The 14,542-nt window shown below is 72.7% G+C and carries 14 protein-coding genes; 7 read left to right on the top strand and 7 right to left on the bottom strand.

The window, feature by feature from the left end:
- Positions 1-5 precede the first annotated feature (5 nt).
- From ACQ614_RS05970 to ACQ614_RS05940, 7 genes are all read right to left on the bottom strand, one after another.
- Positions 6-944, bottom strand: a complete 939-nt coding sequence (locus tag ACQ614_RS05970; protein ID WP_431677177.1) for an amino acid ABC transporter permease — start codon at positions 942-944, stop codon at positions 6-8.
- Positions 941-1,606, bottom strand: coding sequence for an amino acid ABC transporter permease (locus tag ACQ614_RS05965; RefSeq protein ID WP_431677176.1), 666 nt, complete (start codon positions 1,604-1,606; stop codon positions 941-943). Before ACQ614_RS05965 ends, ACQ614_RS05970 begins: the two co-directional genes overlap by 4 nt.
- A gap of 71 nt (positions 1,607-1,677) precedes the next feature.
- Complete coding sequence (locus ACQ614_RS05960; protein ID WP_431677175.1) at positions 1,678-2,517, bottom strand: glutamate ABC transporter substrate-binding protein; 840 nt, start codon at positions 2,515-2,517, stop codon at positions 1,678-1,680.
- A 31-nt stretch (positions 2,518-2,548) separates the two neighbouring features.
- Positions 2,549-3,337 carry an amino acid ABC transporter ATP-binding protein gene (locus ACQ614_RS05955; RefSeq protein WP_431677173.1) on the bottom strand — a complete coding sequence of 263 codons (789 nt, stop codon included), beginning with the start codon at positions 3,335-3,337 and terminating at the stop codon, positions 2,549-2,551.
- A gap of 77 nt (positions 3,338-3,414) precedes the next feature.
- Positions 3,415-3,759 carry a hypothetical protein gene (locus tag ACQ614_RS05950; RefSeq protein WP_363491438.1) on the bottom strand — a complete coding sequence of 115 codons (345 nt, stop codon included), beginning with the start codon at positions 3,757-3,759 and terminating at the stop codon, positions 3,415-3,417.
- A 14-nt stretch (positions 3,760-3,773) separates the two neighbouring features.
- Positions 3,774-5,522: an aa3-type cytochrome oxidase subunit I gene (gene ctaD, locus ACQ614_RS05945; RefSeq protein WP_431677172.1), complete on the bottom strand. Its 1,749-nt coding sequence runs from the start codon at positions 5,520-5,522 to the stop codon at positions 3,774-3,776.
- Positions 5,523-5,679: 157 nt separating this feature from the next.
- On the bottom strand, positions 5,680-6,411 hold the full coding sequence (locus ACQ614_RS05940; protein ID WP_431677170.1) for an alpha/beta fold hydrolase: 732 nt from the start codon (positions 6,409-6,411) through the stop codon (positions 5,680-5,682).
- Positions 6,412-6,634: 223 nt separating this feature from the next.
- Here ACQ614_RS05940 and ACQ614_RS05935 point away from each other — a divergent pair, with 223 nt between their 5' ends.
- The 7 genes from ACQ614_RS05935 (at position 6,635) to ACQ614_RS05905 (ending at position 14,446) form a co-directional block, all read left to right on the top strand.
- Positions 6,635-7,507 carry an S-methyl-5'-thioadenosine phosphorylase gene (locus ACQ614_RS05935; RefSeq protein ID WP_431677169.1) on the top strand — a complete coding sequence of 291 codons (873 nt, stop codon included), beginning with the start codon at positions 6,635-6,637 and terminating at the stop codon, positions 7,505-7,507.
- A 385-nt stretch (positions 7,508-7,892) separates the two neighbouring features.
- Positions 7,893-8,789 (top strand): non-homologous end-joining DNA ligase, encoded by an 897-nt coding sequence (ligD, locus tag ACQ614_RS05930; RefSeq protein WP_431677167.1) that lies wholly within the window; start codon positions 7,893-7,895, stop codon positions 8,787-8,789.
- Between the two features lie 231 nt (positions 8,790-9,020).
- A complete protein-coding gene (locus tag ACQ614_RS05925) occupies positions 9,021-9,359 on the top strand; it encodes a hypothetical protein (RefSeq protein ID WP_431677165.1) in 339 nt (112 codons plus the stop codon).
- Positions 9,360-9,391: 32 nt separating this feature from the next.
- Positions 9,392-10,108: an ABC transporter ATP-binding protein gene (locus ACQ614_RS05920; RefSeq protein ID WP_431677163.1), complete on the top strand. Its 717-nt coding sequence runs from the start codon at positions 9,392-9,394 to the stop codon at positions 10,106-10,108.
- Complete coding sequence (locus ACQ614_RS05915) at positions 10,105-12,312, top strand: ABC transporter permease (RefSeq protein WP_431677161.1); 2,208 nt, start codon at positions 10,105-10,107, stop codon at positions 12,310-12,312. The genes ACQ614_RS05920 and ACQ614_RS05915 overlap by 4 nt, the downstream gene beginning before the upstream one ends.
- Positions 12,313-12,791: 479 nt before the next feature.
- Positions 12,792-13,502, top strand: coding sequence for an SMI1/KNR4 family protein (locus ACQ614_RS05910; RefSeq protein ID WP_431677160.1), 711 nt, complete (start codon positions 12,792-12,794; stop codon positions 13,500-13,502).
- Positions 13,499-14,446 (top strand): ADP-ribosylglycohydrolase family protein, encoded by a 948-nt coding sequence (locus ACQ614_RS05905; RefSeq protein WP_431677159.1) that lies wholly within the window; start codon positions 13,499-13,501, stop codon positions 14,444-14,446. The genes ACQ614_RS05910 and ACQ614_RS05905 overlap by 4 nt, the downstream gene beginning before the upstream one ends.
- Positions 14,447-14,542 lie beyond the last annotated feature (96 nt).

Here is a 14,542-nt window from a genome sequence, read left to right as displayed (position 1 = left end):
GGCCCCTAGCCGCCCTTGCCGGAGGTGCCGCCCCCTCCGCCGAGGTCGTCGTGGCCCACGTGCTCGCCCGGTGTGGACAGCTCCTCGACGGCGGAGGCGCCGACCACTGCGCCGGTGGACCTCTTGCCGCGCCGCAGCCGGCGCTCCAGCCAGGTCGCGAAGGAGGTGAGGGCGAAGTTCAGCACGACGAAGATGGCCGCGACGACGGTGAAGCAGGCGATGGTGTTGGCCCCGTAGTTGGCGCTCATCGGGCGGACGGAGGCCAGTAGTTCGGAGAAGCCCAGCAGCGCGCCGCCCAGCGCGGTGTCCTTCACGATGACGACCATCTGGCTGACGATCGCCGGCAGCATCGCGGTGACCGACTGCGGCAGCAGCACGTAGCGCATCACCTGGTTCTTGCGCATGCCGATCGCCTCGGCCGCGTCGGTCTGGCCCCGCGGGAGGGAGAGGATGCCGGCCCGTACGATCTCCGCGAGCACGGCGCCGTTGTACAGGACCAGGCCGGTGACCACCGCGTACAGCGGCCGGCTGTCGGGGCTGACGTCGGTGAACTCGGAGTACGCGGCATTGGCGAACAGCATCAGGATCAGCACCGGGATGGCGCGGAAGAACTCCACGACGGTGCCGGCCGTGCCCCGCACCCACAGGTGGTCGGAGAGCCGGGCGATGCCGAACAGCGCCCCGAACGGCAGCGCGATGACCATGGCGAGCGAGGCGGCGATGAGGGTGTTCTCGAGCCCCGGCAGGAGGTACGTCTCCCAGGCGCGGGAGTCCGTGAAGAAGGGCCGCCACTTGACCCATTCGAGCTGGTTCTTGTCGATGAGGCTCTGGACCACCCACCAGGCCACACCGGCGACGGCGATCAGGAACGCCGCCGTGAACAGCAGGTTGCGCCGTTTGGCGCGCGGCCCCGGAGTGTCGTAGAGGACGGACGGCGGGGTCATCGCCTCACCGAGACCTTCTTGGCCACCCTTCCGAGGAGGAGCCCGGTCGGCAGCGTGAGGCAGATGAAGCCGAACGCGAAGACCGCGGAGATGAGGAGGAGTTGGGCCTCGTTCTCGATCATTTCCCGCATCAGCAGGGCGGCCTCGGCGACACCGATCGTGGCGGCCACGGTGGTGTTCTTGGTCAGCGCGATCAGCACGTTCGCCAGCGGGCCCACCACGGAGCGGAACGCCTGCGGAAGGACGACGAGCCTCAGCACCTGGGGGAAGCTCAGGCCGATGGCGCGCGCCGCCTCCGTCTGGCCCACGGGCACCGTGTTGATGCCGGACCGCAGCGCCTCGCAGACGAACGCCGAGGTGTAGGCGGTCAGTCCGAGCACGGCGAGCCGGAAGTTGATGGTGGTGAAGTTCTCGGCGCCGAGGGTGATGCCCAGCGTCTGGAACAGGCCCAGCGAGGTGAAGACGATGATCACGGTGAGGGGGATGTTCCGGACCACGTTGACGTAGGCCGTCCCGAAGCCGCGCATCAGGGGCACGGGGCTGACGCGCATGGCCGCCAGGACGGTGCCCCAGATCAGCGCGCCGACGGCGGAGTAGAAGGTGAGCTGCACCGTCACCCAGAAGGCGCCGAGCACGTTGTAGCCCTCGAGAAATTCGAACACGGTCTCCCCGCCTTCCGCGAGTGACGGGCGAGGCGCGCCGCCCCGGGGCGACGCGCCTCGGACTGCGCGTCTCAGGTGACGATGACGCCGATCTTCGGTGCGGGCTCGTTCTGGTAGCCGGACGGGCCGAGGTTCTTCTTGACCGCCGCCTCCCAGGAGCCGTCCGCGACCATCTTCTCCAGGGCGGCATTGATCTTCGCCTTGAGCTCGCTGTCCTTCTGGACGCCGATGCCGTAGTTCTCGTTGCTCATCTTGAAGCCGCCGAGCTTGAACTTGCCCTTGAACTCCGGCTGCGAGGCGTAGCCGGCGAGGATCACGTCGTCGGTGGTCAGCGCATCGACGGCCCCGTTCTCCAGGCCGGTCAGGCACTCCGAGTAGCCGCCGTACTCCTGCAGCTGCGCATTCGGGGCGATCTTGGTCTTGACGTTCTGCGCGGAGGTGGAGCCGGTGACGGAGCAGAGCTTCTTGTTGTTCAGGTCCTCGGGCTTCGTGATGGAGTTGTCGTCGGCCCGGATCAGCACGTCCTGGTGCGCCAGGAGGTACGGGCCGGCGAAGTCGACCTTCTCCGCACGGGCGGGCGTCATCGAGTACGAGGCGGCGATGAAGTCGACGTCGCCGCGCTGGAGCAGCGTCTCGCGGTCGGCGCTCTTCGCCTCCTTCCACTCGATGTTGCCGGGGTCGTAGCCGAGCTCCTTGGCCACGTACGTGGCCACGTCGACGTCGAGGCCCGTGTACGTGCCGTCCGGGGTCTTCAGCCCGATGCCCGGCTGGTCGAACTTGATGCCGACGGTGACCTTCTGATCGCCGCTGGCGCCGCTGGTGGTGCCGCCGCCGTCCGATCCGCAGCCTGCGGCCGTCAGGGACAGCCCGAGCGCAACCGCAGCCGCGAGGGTGACCTTGCGAAGTTCCATGGTGATCGTTCCTTGTGCTCGCTGGTCCCCGTCAGTGGTGCAGGATCTTCGAGAGGAAGTCCTTGGCCCGCTCGCTGCGCGGGTTGCTGAAGAACTGATCGGGTGTCGTCTCCTCTACGATCCGGCCATCTGCCATGAAGACCACACGGTTGGCGGCCGATCGGGCGAATCCCATCTCGTGGGTGACGACGACCATCGTCATTCCCTCGCGCGCCAGCTGCTGCATCACCTCCAGCACCTCGTTGATCATCTCGGGGTCGAGCGCGGAGGTCGGCTCGTCGAACAGCATGATCTTCGGGTCCATGGCCAGCGCCCTGGCGATCGCCACGCGCTGCTGCTGGCCGCCGGAGAGCTGCGCCGGGTACTTGTCCGCCTGCGAGGCGACGCCCACCCGCTCCAGCAGCCGGCGCGCCCGTTCCTCGGCGGCCTTCTTGTCCTTCTTGCGGACCTTGACCTGGCCGAGCGTGACGTTGTCGAGCACGGTCCTGTGCGCGAAGAGGTTGAACGACTGGAAGACCATGCCGACGTCCGCCCGCAGGGCCGCCAGCTCGCGGCCCTCGGCCGGCAGCGGCCTGCCGTCGATGGAGATCTCGCCGGAGTCGATGGTCTCCAGGCGGTTGATGGCGCGGCACAGCGTGGACTTCCCGCCCCCGGACGGCCCGATGACGACCACGACCTCACCACGGGCGATGGTGAGGTCGATGTCTTGGAGCACGTGGAGATCGCCGAAGTGCTTGTTGACGTCGCGCAGCACGACCAGATCGCCCGCGGCCGGGGTGGGGGTTTCCTTCGTCACGGCTGCTCCACTCGTCGGCTTCATGGTCCGCCGCCCGCACCGCAGCCGCACGCCGACCCGCGGACGGACACGTCAGGGGCGCCCCTGACGTGTCCCCCGACCTACGGCCAGGCGCGGGCCAGCACCGCGACGGCGGCCGCTCCCACGGCCCCGGCGCCCAGAAACAGGGCGACGAGGCGGCTCTTCAGGTGGCGGTAGCGCTCCTCGTACTCGCTCCGCAGCTCCCGGCAGCGCTGCGCGATGCGGGTGACGGCCAGACGGGACACCTGCAGGCGCTCCCGGGCGTAGGCCTCTTCGACTTCCTCGCGCTCGCCGGTCGTGAGCCACGGGAACTGGTCGGCGAAGGCGGCGGCGTCCCGCTGCGCCGTGGCGAGCTCGGCCTGCCACAGCAGGTAGCCCTCCAGCTGCTGCAGGCTGCCGGCGGCGTCGGTGGTGTGGTCGTCCATTCGGGGAGCCCCGGTCAGGCGTTGCCGCCGGGGCCGGACCGGCGACGCGGGTTGTCGTACTCGGCGGGGGTCACCCCGGCGAGGTGCTTGGCGGGTTCGCCGTGGTTGTCGAGGTAGTCGCGGGCGGCGATGTCGGGGTGGTGCAGCTCGAAGGCCGGGGATTCGGAGCGGATGCGCGGCAGGGTGAGGAAGTTGTGCCGCGGCGGCGGGCAGGAGGTGGCCCACTCCAGCGAGCGGCCGTACCCCCACGGGTCGTCGACGTCGACGTTCTCGCCGTACTTGGCGGTCTTCCAGACGTTGTAGAGGAACGGCAGGATCGACAGGCCGAGCAGGAAGGCGCCGACGGTGGAGACGCTGTTCAGCGTGGTGAAGCCGTCGGAGGCGAGGTAGTCGGCGTAGCGGCGGGGCATGCCCTCGGCGCCGAGCCAGTGCTGGACCAGGAAGGTGGTGTGGAAGCCGACGAACAGCGTCCAGAAGCAGATCTTGCCGAGCTGTTCGTCGAGCATCTTGCCGGTCATCTTCGGCCACCAGAAGTGGAATCCGCCGAACATCGCGAAGACGACGGTGCCGAACACCACGTAGTGGAAGTGGGCCACGACGAAGTACGAGTCCGAGACCTGGAAGTCGATCGGCGGCGCCGCCAGCAGGACACCCGTCAGGCCGCCGAAGAGGAAGGTGACCAGGAAGCCGACCACCCAGAGCATCGGGGTCTCGAAGCTCAGCGAGCCCTTCCACATGGTGCCGACCCAGTTGAAGAACTTCACGCCCGTCGGCACCGCGATCAGGAAGGTCATGAACGAGAAGAACGGCAGCAGCACCTGCCCGGTCACGAACATGTGGTGCGCCCACACCGTCACCGACAGACCGGCGATGGCGATGGTCGCGGCGACCAGGCCGGAGTAGCCGAACATCGGCTTGCGGCTGAAGACCGGCACGATCTCCGACACGATGCCGAAGAACGGCAGGGCGATGATGTACACCTCGGGGTGGCCGAAGAACCAGAACAGGTGCTGGTAGAGCATGGCCCCGCCGTTGGCCGCGTCGAAGACGTGCGCCCCGTACTTGCGGTCGGCCTCCAGCGCGAGGAAGGTCGCGGCGAGCACCGGGAAGACCAGGATCACCAGCACCGCGGTCAGCAGCACGTTCCAGACGAAGATCGACATCCGGAACATCGTCATGCCGGGCGCGCGCATGCAGATGATGGTGGTGATGAAGTTGACCGAGCCGAGGATGGTGCCGAAGCCGGAGAAGGTCAGCCCCATGATCCACATGTCCCCGCCGATGTTCGGGGAGTGCACCTCGTCCGACAGCGGCGGGTAGGAGAACCAGCCGAAGTCGGGTGCGCCCTGCGGGGTGAACAGGCTGGCGACGACGATCAGGGAGCCGAACAGGTAGAGCCAGTAGGCGAACATGTTCAGCCGCGGGAAGGCGACGTCGGGCGCGCCGATCTGCAGCGGCATGATCCAGTTCGCGAAGCCCGCGAACAGCGGGGTCGCGAACATCAGCAGCATCGCGCCGCCGTGCAGGGTGAACAGCTGGTTGAACTGCTCGTTCGAGATGATCTGGTTGCCGGGGCGGGCCAGTTCGGCGCGCATGATCAGGGCCATCACACCCGCGACCAGGAAGAACGCGAACGACGTCCCCAGGTAGAGCGTCCCGATCTTCTTGTGGTCCGTGGTGGTGAGCCACTGGACCAGGACCTTGCCTCGTGTCGTTTCCCGCGGTTGTGCACCGGCCTGTGCCGTTTCCGTCCCAGCAGCCATCGGTTCCGTACTCTCCTCGCCTGGTTCCCCCGGTCGCCATCATCATGGTGTAACCGGGCGAACGCACACGGTGGCGGCGAGCAGGTGCGCGTCGGCATCACCCGTTTGCCGGTACGAGATGCGGTCGCGGCGGCGCGTCGAGCCGGGGTCGCGCGGATCAGCGGTGGGCGAGTGCCAGCTGCAGGCCGCCGTCGGCCGAGGCCGGGAGGTCGAGCGCCGACGCGACGTCCGGCGGCAGGGTGCGCAGGCCCAGCAGGCCGGCGGTGAGCTCGGCGGCGGCGCGGTGCCAGTCGTTCGCACGGCGCAGCAGCGCGTGGCCGCTGCCGGTGACCCGGTAGCCGGCGGCCTGCGCACCGGCGGCGCGGGCGCGGGCGGCGAAGCGCTGGGTGGCATCGGGCGCGGTCACCCGGTCGAGGTCGCCGTGCAGCATCAGCAGGCGGCGGCCGGCCAGGTGCTCGCAGGGCTCGTCGTCGGGGCACCAGGGCGCGAGGGCGACCACACCGGTCACGCACGGGTGCCCGCCGGCCCGCAGCGCGGCCCGGCCGCCCATGGAGTGGCCGATCAGGACGGTCGGCACCGGGCCGAGCTCCTCGGCGAGGTCCTGCAGGGCGGCGACGGTGTCCTGTGCGGCGTCGGCCCGGTCGCCGTTCCAGCCGCGGCAGCGGTAGCGGACGACGCCGACCGCGACACCCGCCCCGGCGGTGGCCTTCTCCACCGCCCGCGCGAACGGCCGCATCCGCAGGCCCGGCAGGTTGACCGGACCGGGACGGTGCAGGCCCGCCTCCTGGCCGCCGTGCAGCACCAGCACCGCGGCGCCGGGCGCCTCGGGCCGCTCGCGCCACACCAGCGCCCGGTGGCCGGGGGCTCCCGGCACCGCCTGTCCGTCCATTGCCGTCACTCCTGTCAGCAGAGGCTGTCACTGTACGCGGCGGGGTGGGCGGACCGTAAGGACGGGTGGGCGCGGGCACCCGCCGCCCGGCCGGGCGCCCGCCGTGCTGACGCGGCGTCGGCCGTGCGGCCCACCGTCCGGCGCCGGGCTCGTAGGGTTGGGGGCATCGGCCCGCTTCGCGGGCCGGGCACGGGGACCGACCGTCACCACCGAAGGAGAGGCCATGTCTGACGCCCCCTCGACCCTGCCCGCCGCCGGCGCCCCCGGCCGGGCCGAGATCGGCGTGATCGGCGGGTCCGGGCTGTACGCGCTGCTCGACGACGTGACCGAGATCGCCGTCCAGACGCCGTACGGGCCGCCCAGCGACTCGGTCTTCCTCGGTGAGGTGGCCGGCCGCACCGTCGCCTTCCTGCCGCGGCACGGCCGCGGGCACAGCCTGCCGCCGCACCGCATCAACTACCGGGCGAACCTGTGGGCCCTGCACTCCCTCGGGGTACGGCAGGTGCTCGGCCCGTGCGCGGTCGGCGGCCTGCGCGCCGAGTACGGCCCGGGCACGCTGCTGGTGCCGGACCAGTTCGTGGACCGCACCGTGGGCCGGGCGCAGACCTTCTACGACGGCCTGCCGCTGCCCGACGGCTCCGTGCCCGAGGTCGTGCACGTCTCCATGGCGGACCCGTACTGCCCGGACGGCCGCCGGGTCGCGCTGGCGGCGGCCGGCGCCAGCGCCTGGGAGGCGGTCGACGGCGGCACCCTGGTGGTCATCGAGGGCCCGCGCTTCTCCACCCGCGCCGAGTCCCGCTGGTTCACCGCGAACGGCTGGTCGGTGGTCGGCATGACCGGGCACCCGGAGGCCGTCCTCGCCCGCGAACTCGGCGTCTGCTACACCTCGCTGGCCCTGGTCACCGACCTCGACGCGGGAGTGGAGACCGGCGAGGGCGTCACCCACGCCGAGGTGCTGGAGGTCTTCGCCCGCAACGTCGACCGGCTGCGGACCGTGCTCTTCAAGGCGCTCGCCGACCTCCCGGCGGCCCGCGACTGCGTCTGCTCGCACGCCCTCGACGGCCTCGACACCGGCCTCGCCGGCGTCCCCGGCTGAGGCATCGCAAGCACGCCGCGCGAGCCCCGCACGGAGAACCGTTTCGCTGCCCGCGGCGCACCTTAGGGTGCCTGCACGCGGGGGTTGCGGTGCCCCGGGGGTCCGTCCTGCCCGACGCGGCCGGGCCCCCGGCCCCGCGGCAGGTGCTTTCAGGACGCCCGGCGGGGAGCCGCCTTCTTCGCGGTGGTCTTCTCGGCCGGGGCCTTGCGTGCAGTGGTCTTCTTCGCGGGGGCCGTCCTGCACATGCACCTGGTGCAGGGCCGGGCCGCTGTGCCCATCGGTCGCCGCGTGCAGCCGGACGGGCACGCTGACCAGCCCGGACGTGATGACGCCTTTCCAGGGACCTGCGGCATGAGCTGTCTCTTTTATGGGAATTTACCCCGGTATGCCGGAGCGACAGGTCACGGAAGTCGAGGGCCGCCGCCTGGTCCTCTCCCACCTCGACAAGGTGCTCTGGCCGGCCACGGGCTGGACCAAGGGCGAGGCCCTGTACTACTACGCCCAGGTCGCGCCGCACCTGCTGCTGCACATCCGCCGCCGGCCGGCCACCCTGCTCCGCTTCCCCTCCGGCGTCGGCGAGGAGGGCTTCTTCGCCAAGAACCCGCCCCCCGGGCTGCCTGACTGGGTCCGCACCATGGTCGTCGACAGCCACGAAGGGCCCAAGGAGCGCGTCACCGTCGACGACCTCCCCACCCTGATGGCCCTCGCCAACGGCTACGCCCTCGAACTCCACGTCCCCCAGTGGAGCGCCGACACCGGCCCCGCCGCCCACGACCGGCTGGTCATCGACCTCGACCCGGGACCCGGCGCCGACATCACCCTCTGCTGCCAGGTCGCCCGGCTGATCCGCGAACGGCTCGCCGCCGACGGCCTCACCGCCCACGCCAAGACCTCCGGCAGCAAGGGCCTGCACCTGTACGCCGCCCTCCGCCCGAGCGACGCCTCCGCCGTCGTCGGTTACGCCCGCAGCCTCGCCGAGAGCCTCGCCGCCGAACACCCCCGGCACGTGGTCAGCAGGATGACCAAGACGCTGCGCCGCGGCAAGGTCTTCGTCGACTGGTCCCAGAACACCACCGCCAAGACCACCGCCGCCCCCTACACCCTGCGCGCCACCGCCGTCCCCGGCGTCTCCACCCCGCTCACCTGGGACGAGATCGAGCACTGCACCTCCCCGGACGACCTCGCCTTCACCCCCGACGACGTCCTCGCCCGCATCGCGGACCGCGGCGACCTGCTGGCCCCCCTCCTCACCGAGTCGGCAGAACTGCCCGCAGAGAGCTGACTATTCGTCAACTTCACCTCCCGAAGGTGGATTTGTGCCGCAGTGCACACAGGGTTGAGCAGAGTTGACTTTCCGTCACATCTGTTCAATGATCCCCGGGGCCGATCGCTCGCACACGCCCGATCGTGCCGCATCCGTACCCTGCGCCACCCGCGACCCGACCGGGCTCGTGGAGACACCCAGGCGGTCCGCCGTATCCGGTCGGCCGCCGCTCGGAACGGAGGACGACGAATGAAGCGGAAGATCCTCGCGCTGGTGATCGGCGGCGCGGCGCTGATAGGCAGCGCCCCCGCCTTCGCGACGGACCTGGATTCCTACTACGCGGGCGTCCACGCCTGGAGCCACGGCAGCAACGGCCAGGTCGCAGTCGCCGACACCGCCGCCGACAGCCACGAGGTGTACGCCAACTACGCCCGCTACGGCAAGGGTTCCGCCGAACTGCGGAACGGCTCGGGCAGCGGCAGCACCGTCTACAGCTCCATGGACACCTCGCACTACGTGACGAAGATCCAGGCGTGCGTGGCCATCGACTTCTTCCCGGACTCCTGCACCGGATGGGCCTACCGGTAGGGCCTGCCCGCCTACTTCAGCGACGAGGGCGTATGGACACAGCAGAGAGCGATCGTGCCGCCGGGGCCGGGCAACCCGTGCTCGACATCCGCGGGCTGCACTGCCGCGCGGGTGACCGGGTGCTGTTCGGTGGTCTTGACCTGGCCGTGCGGCCCGGTGAGTCGGTGGTGGTCACCGGGCCCAGCGGATCGGGCAAGAGCACGCTGCTGGCCTGCATCCTCGGCCTGGCACGCGGGGACTCCGGAACGGTGCGGGTCGCCGGCGAGGACATCGGGGCACTCGGCAGGCGGAGACTCGCCCGCCACCGCGCCGCGCACATCGGCATGGTCTTCCAGTTCGGCGAACTGCTGCCCGAGTTGACCCCGGCCGACAACGTCGCGCTGGCGGCCCTGCTGTCCGGCACCGGCAGGGCCGCGGCCTACGCGGCGGCCGAGGCGCTCCTGGCGGAGCTGGGCGTGCCGGCCGACGGCCCGACCGCCCGGCTCTCCGGAGGTGAGCGCCAACGTGCCGCCGTGGCAAGGGCCCTGGTCAACTCGCCCGCGCTGCTGCTCGCGGACGAACCCACCGGCTCCCTCGACGCGGCGGCGAGCTCCCAGGTGGCCGAACGACTCCTCGCCGTGCCCCGGCAGCGCGCCTGCGGCCTCCTCCTGGTCACCCACGACCTCGCGCTCGCCGAGCGCGCGGACCGCGTCCTGCACCTGGCCGACGGCGTGCTCCGGCCCGCGGTGACGAGCGGCGGCGCCGCGTGAGGAGATCCGGACGCCGTGTCCGCCTGCTGCGCATCGGCCTCCGGGCCGGCCTTGCGGCAGAGGCGGGCCGCATCCGCTTCGCCGCCGTCTGCACGGCAACGCTGGTGCTGTCGCTGGCCCTGGCCGCACTGGTCGCGATGCACGCCGTGTACGAGGGAGGGGCCGCGCGCGAAGTGGCACGGTCCCCACTCCCGGCCGCCGCGCCCGAGTCCGCGGCCTTCCTGTGGCAACCAGCCTCGGACTCGGTCGCGGGACGGCAGATCACCCTGTTCCAGGTCGTCCCGCTGCGGGCCGATGCCCCCGTCCCCCCGGGCCTGTCGCGCTGGCCGGGCCCCGGCGAGGTGTTCCTGTCGCCGGGCCTGCTGGCGGCCGGCCGCACCGAGGGGATCACCACCCGCTACGGGAAGTGGGCAGGCACGGTCGGCCCGTCCGGGCTCGCCGGCCCCGGTGAGAAGCTCGCCTACGTCCGCCCCGCCGCGGACCGGATCGACCGCGAACACGCCCTTGCCGCAGGTGGGTTCGGCGACCGCTTCGCCTCGGCCGCGGGGGACGGGCAGCGCGCCGCACCGGAGTGGATGTTCACCGCGATGGTCTGCGGCCTGCTGCTCCTGCCCGCCGCCGTGCTCGTCCTGCTGGCGGTCCGGATCGGCGCCCGGGGTCGCGACGACCGGGCAGCGCTGGTCGAGGTGCTCGGCGGCGGCCGGGGCGACCGGGCCCTGATCGCGCTGGGCGAGGCCGCACCGGCCGTGCTGGCGGGTGCTGTGCTCGCGGCCGCGGTGGTGTCCGCCGCCGCGGCCGCGGACACCACCGTCCCGCTGGTGGGCTTCCGGCTGCCCGCGGCCGATCTGCGTGCCGACCGGGTCGGGTTGGCGGCCGCGGTCGCCGCCGCAGCGGTCCTCGTCCCGGGCGCGGCCGTCCTCACTGCCGGGGGCCGTCCGGCAGGCGGCCGGGCCGGGGCCCGCAGGGTGCGGCCGCTGGCGCTGCCGGCCGACCCGGGGCGCAGGGCCGTGCTGTGCCCGGTGATGCTGCTGGTCGCCGTCCGCGGCCCCGACCTCCTCACCCTGGGCACCTCGCCGTACCTGCTGGTCAACTGGGCCGGCGTGGCCGGTGTCCTGCTCACCCTGCCGGCCGCCGTGGCTGTCGCGGCGGGAGCCTGGGGGAGGGGCCTCGCCCGGCTGGGGAGGCGGTTCGGCCGGCCGGCACTGGTCGTCGCGGGCAGCCGCGCCGCCGCCCACCCCGCGGCCGTCGCCCGACTGGTCTCCGGTGTGGTGGTGGCCGTCTGCCTGCTGGTCCAGGCCGTCGTCTGGTACGGGCAGTTCGGCGAGGCCGCGCGGGCCGCGCAGGCGACCAGGGACCGGCTCGGCGACAGCGCGCTGGTCGTGGCCGGGGCGTCCGGGATCACCGCCGAGCAGCTCGCCGAGATCGTCCGCCGGGGCGGCGGCCGGGTCGCGGCGGTGGCGCTGGTGGGAAGGCCGGAGCAGCACGAGTTCTGGCTCCAGGGCGACTGCCCGGCCCTCCGTACGCTGCGCCTGGACTGCCCTCCGCCGGGGACGGAGGCCCCGGTCGGCAGGCACCCCACAGATCCCCGGGTCGCCGAACTGGTGGCCTGGTACGGCGAGGGCGGGGCCCGGCCGACCGCGCGGCGCGGCTCTGCCGCCGGCTCCGCCGGGCCGGGCACCAGCAGCCGGCTCGTGCTGGTCTCCACCGACGGACGCGACCTCTCCGTCCCGGCGTTCAAGCAGGCCGCGTTCCAGGTGCTCCCGGGCGGCGCGTCCGTCGATGCCATCGGCGGGGACTGGCTGGCGGCCGCCCGCGTGAACGCGGACCACGGACGCTGGATCGTGCTGTTCGGCCTCGCCGGAGTCCTGGTCGTCGCCTTCGCGAGCGGCACCGCCGGGCTGGCCGAATTCGTCCGGACCGGGCGGGCGTTGGGGACGCTCGGGGTGCTGACCGGCAGCCGTACGGTGCACGCCGGCACCGCTGCCCTCGGCGTCTTCCTGCCGATCGCCGCCGCCGGGCTGGCGGGCGAGTTCACCGGTGTCTGGATGGCCCTGCCGACAGGCCGCGGCGGGGCTACCGGCCCGCTGGACCGGGCTCTGCTGCCGTGTGCCGCCGCGGTGGCCGTGGTCGCGGCCTGCCTCGCCCTCTGGGGATTCGCCGTCGCCGTCCGGGAAGGGCGGCGCTGGCGCCCGGTGGGCGACTGAGGCACGCGCCGAGCAGGGTGTGCGGCATCAGCCGTTCCACAGGCGGCGGGCCTCGGCGACCGCCTCGCGTCGGACGGCAGCCTTCCGGCTGCCCGTCCAGGGCCCCACCAGTCGGGGGCGAGCGGCAGCAGGGCGTGGGCGGTGGGCTGATCGGGGTGGAGGCCGATGCGGCGGAGGGCGTCGGCCCGCACCCTCACGGTGACGAAGCCGCGCCACCGCCCGCCCTGAGCGGGGTCGCGGCCGCAGGCCAGGTCGCAGCGGATCTGCTCCCCGGCGAACGGACGCCAGTCGATGCCGCGGTCACGCAGTCAAACGGCGAGGGCGAACCCCGGGCGCGGCATGCCGGACACGTTCTCGACGGTGAGGACCGTCACCCACTCCTCGTCCATGGGCCCAGACTGCCAGTCCGGCTGACGTGTTGTCGCACGGGTTTCCGGGTGTATGCCGGGTGGTCGGACACGGCCGGTAGGGTCCGGGGTATGACACAGGGGTTCGATCTCGTCGAAGGTGTCGCTGCCGGTCTCGAGGACCGTGCCGCGGCCTGGTGGTTCGTGCAGGACTTCGCGGAGCACTGGGTCGCTCCGCTCGGGGAGGACGACGGCTGGGCGGAGGCCGACCTGGCCGCGGCCGAGGAGCGGCTCGGGGTCCGGCTGCCGGCGGCGCTCCGCGAGGCGTACGGGCTGTTCGGACGCCGCCCCGACCTCACCGCCAACCACGACGTGCTCCTCGGGCCGGCCGACCTCCGCATCGACGAGGACGGCAAGGTGCTGGTGTTCCGCGCCGAGAACCAGGGAGCCGCAGCCTGGGGCGTCCTGCTCGACGACCTGCACCGGCCCGACCCGGCGGTGCTGATCGAGACCGGCGGCACCTGGAAGCCCTGGCTGGACCGGCTTTCCGTGGCCCTGGTCGAACTGGTCCTCTCCGAGTCCCTGCACGCCCCCGAGGGCCGCAGCGACCACCTGGAGCCGCTCGGGGACGAGACCCTCCACCTGGTCGAGGAGCAGTACGTCCAACTCCCCTTCCCCGACTACCCGGTCGGCAGCGAGCAGCCCGGCAGCCGCTGGTTCGCCGGCGACGACGTGCTGCTCCGCGTGGACGGCGGTGACTTCCTGTACGCCCGCGCCCTCACGCCCGAGGCGCTCGCTGACCTGCGCAAGGCCCTCCCCGGCGACTGGCTGAACGGGGAGTGAGACGCAGCAGCCGGGCCGCGGGCGCCGTGGTCGGCTCGGCCGTCGGGGACGCGCTGGGCGCGCCCTTCGAGTTCGGGCCGGCCGGGGCGTTCTCGGCACGCTTCCCGGCCCCCGGTGCCGGCGGCGAGATGTGCGGCGGGGGCGGCTGGGAGGCGGGCGAGGCCACCGACGACACCCAGATGGCGGTCCTCGTCGCCGAATCCCTGCTGGAGCGCGGCGGGTTGGACCTGCCGGACATCTTCGCCCGCTTCCGGCACTGGGCGGCCTCCGAGCCCAAGGACATCGGCCTGCAGACCGAGGACGTCCTGACCTCCGGTCTGCCCTGGGACCTCGCCGCGGCGATCCACTTCCAGACCAGCCTCCGTGCGGCGGGCAACGGTTCACTGATGCGGGTCGCCGGCTCCGCCGTCCGGTTCGCCCGTGCCGGACAGCAGGGCACGATGGACGCCGCCCGCCGGATCGCCGCCCTCACCCACGGCGACCGGGCCGCCTGGGAGGGTACCGCCGTCCTGCACGACCTCGTCCGGGTGGCCCTGGACGGCGGGGACCCGCTGGCGGCCGTCCCGGACGTCCTCGCCGCCGTCGACCCGGAGAACCGCGGCCGGTACGCCGTCGTCCTCGCCCCCGACTGGCATCCCGACGAGGCAACCGAGTTCAACGGCGCCGTCTGGCCCTGCCTCGGCTCCGCGGTCTGGGCGCTGCGCACCACCGACGGCTTCGAGGAGGCGCTGCGGGCCGCCGTCGACCTCGGCGGCGACACCGACACCGTGGCCGCCGTGACCGGTGCACTGGCCGGTGCGGTGTACGGCCTGGAGGCGATCCCCGAACGCTGGACGGCGCCCCTGCACGTCCTGCTCCCCGGCTCCGGCGGCCGGGTGCTCCGCCTCCCCGGCCTCCTCGACCTCGCCGCCCGCCTGGACGCCGCACACCCGGCGGACGCCTGACACCCGCCAGGTGGGCGGCCGACGTACGGCCGTGACGCACCCGCCGGGCACCTTACGGAAGTCGTACGGCCGGCCGGGGCGCCCGTGCCGGGGTGT

This window comes from Kitasatospora dryopteridis, from assembly GCF_050749075.1.
Lineage (GTDB): Bacteria > Actinomycetota > Actinomycetes > Streptomycetales > Streptomycetaceae > Kitasatospora.
Note: the sequence above shows the minus strand (reverse complement) of the source record. Positions and strands in the feature narration are given on the sequence as shown.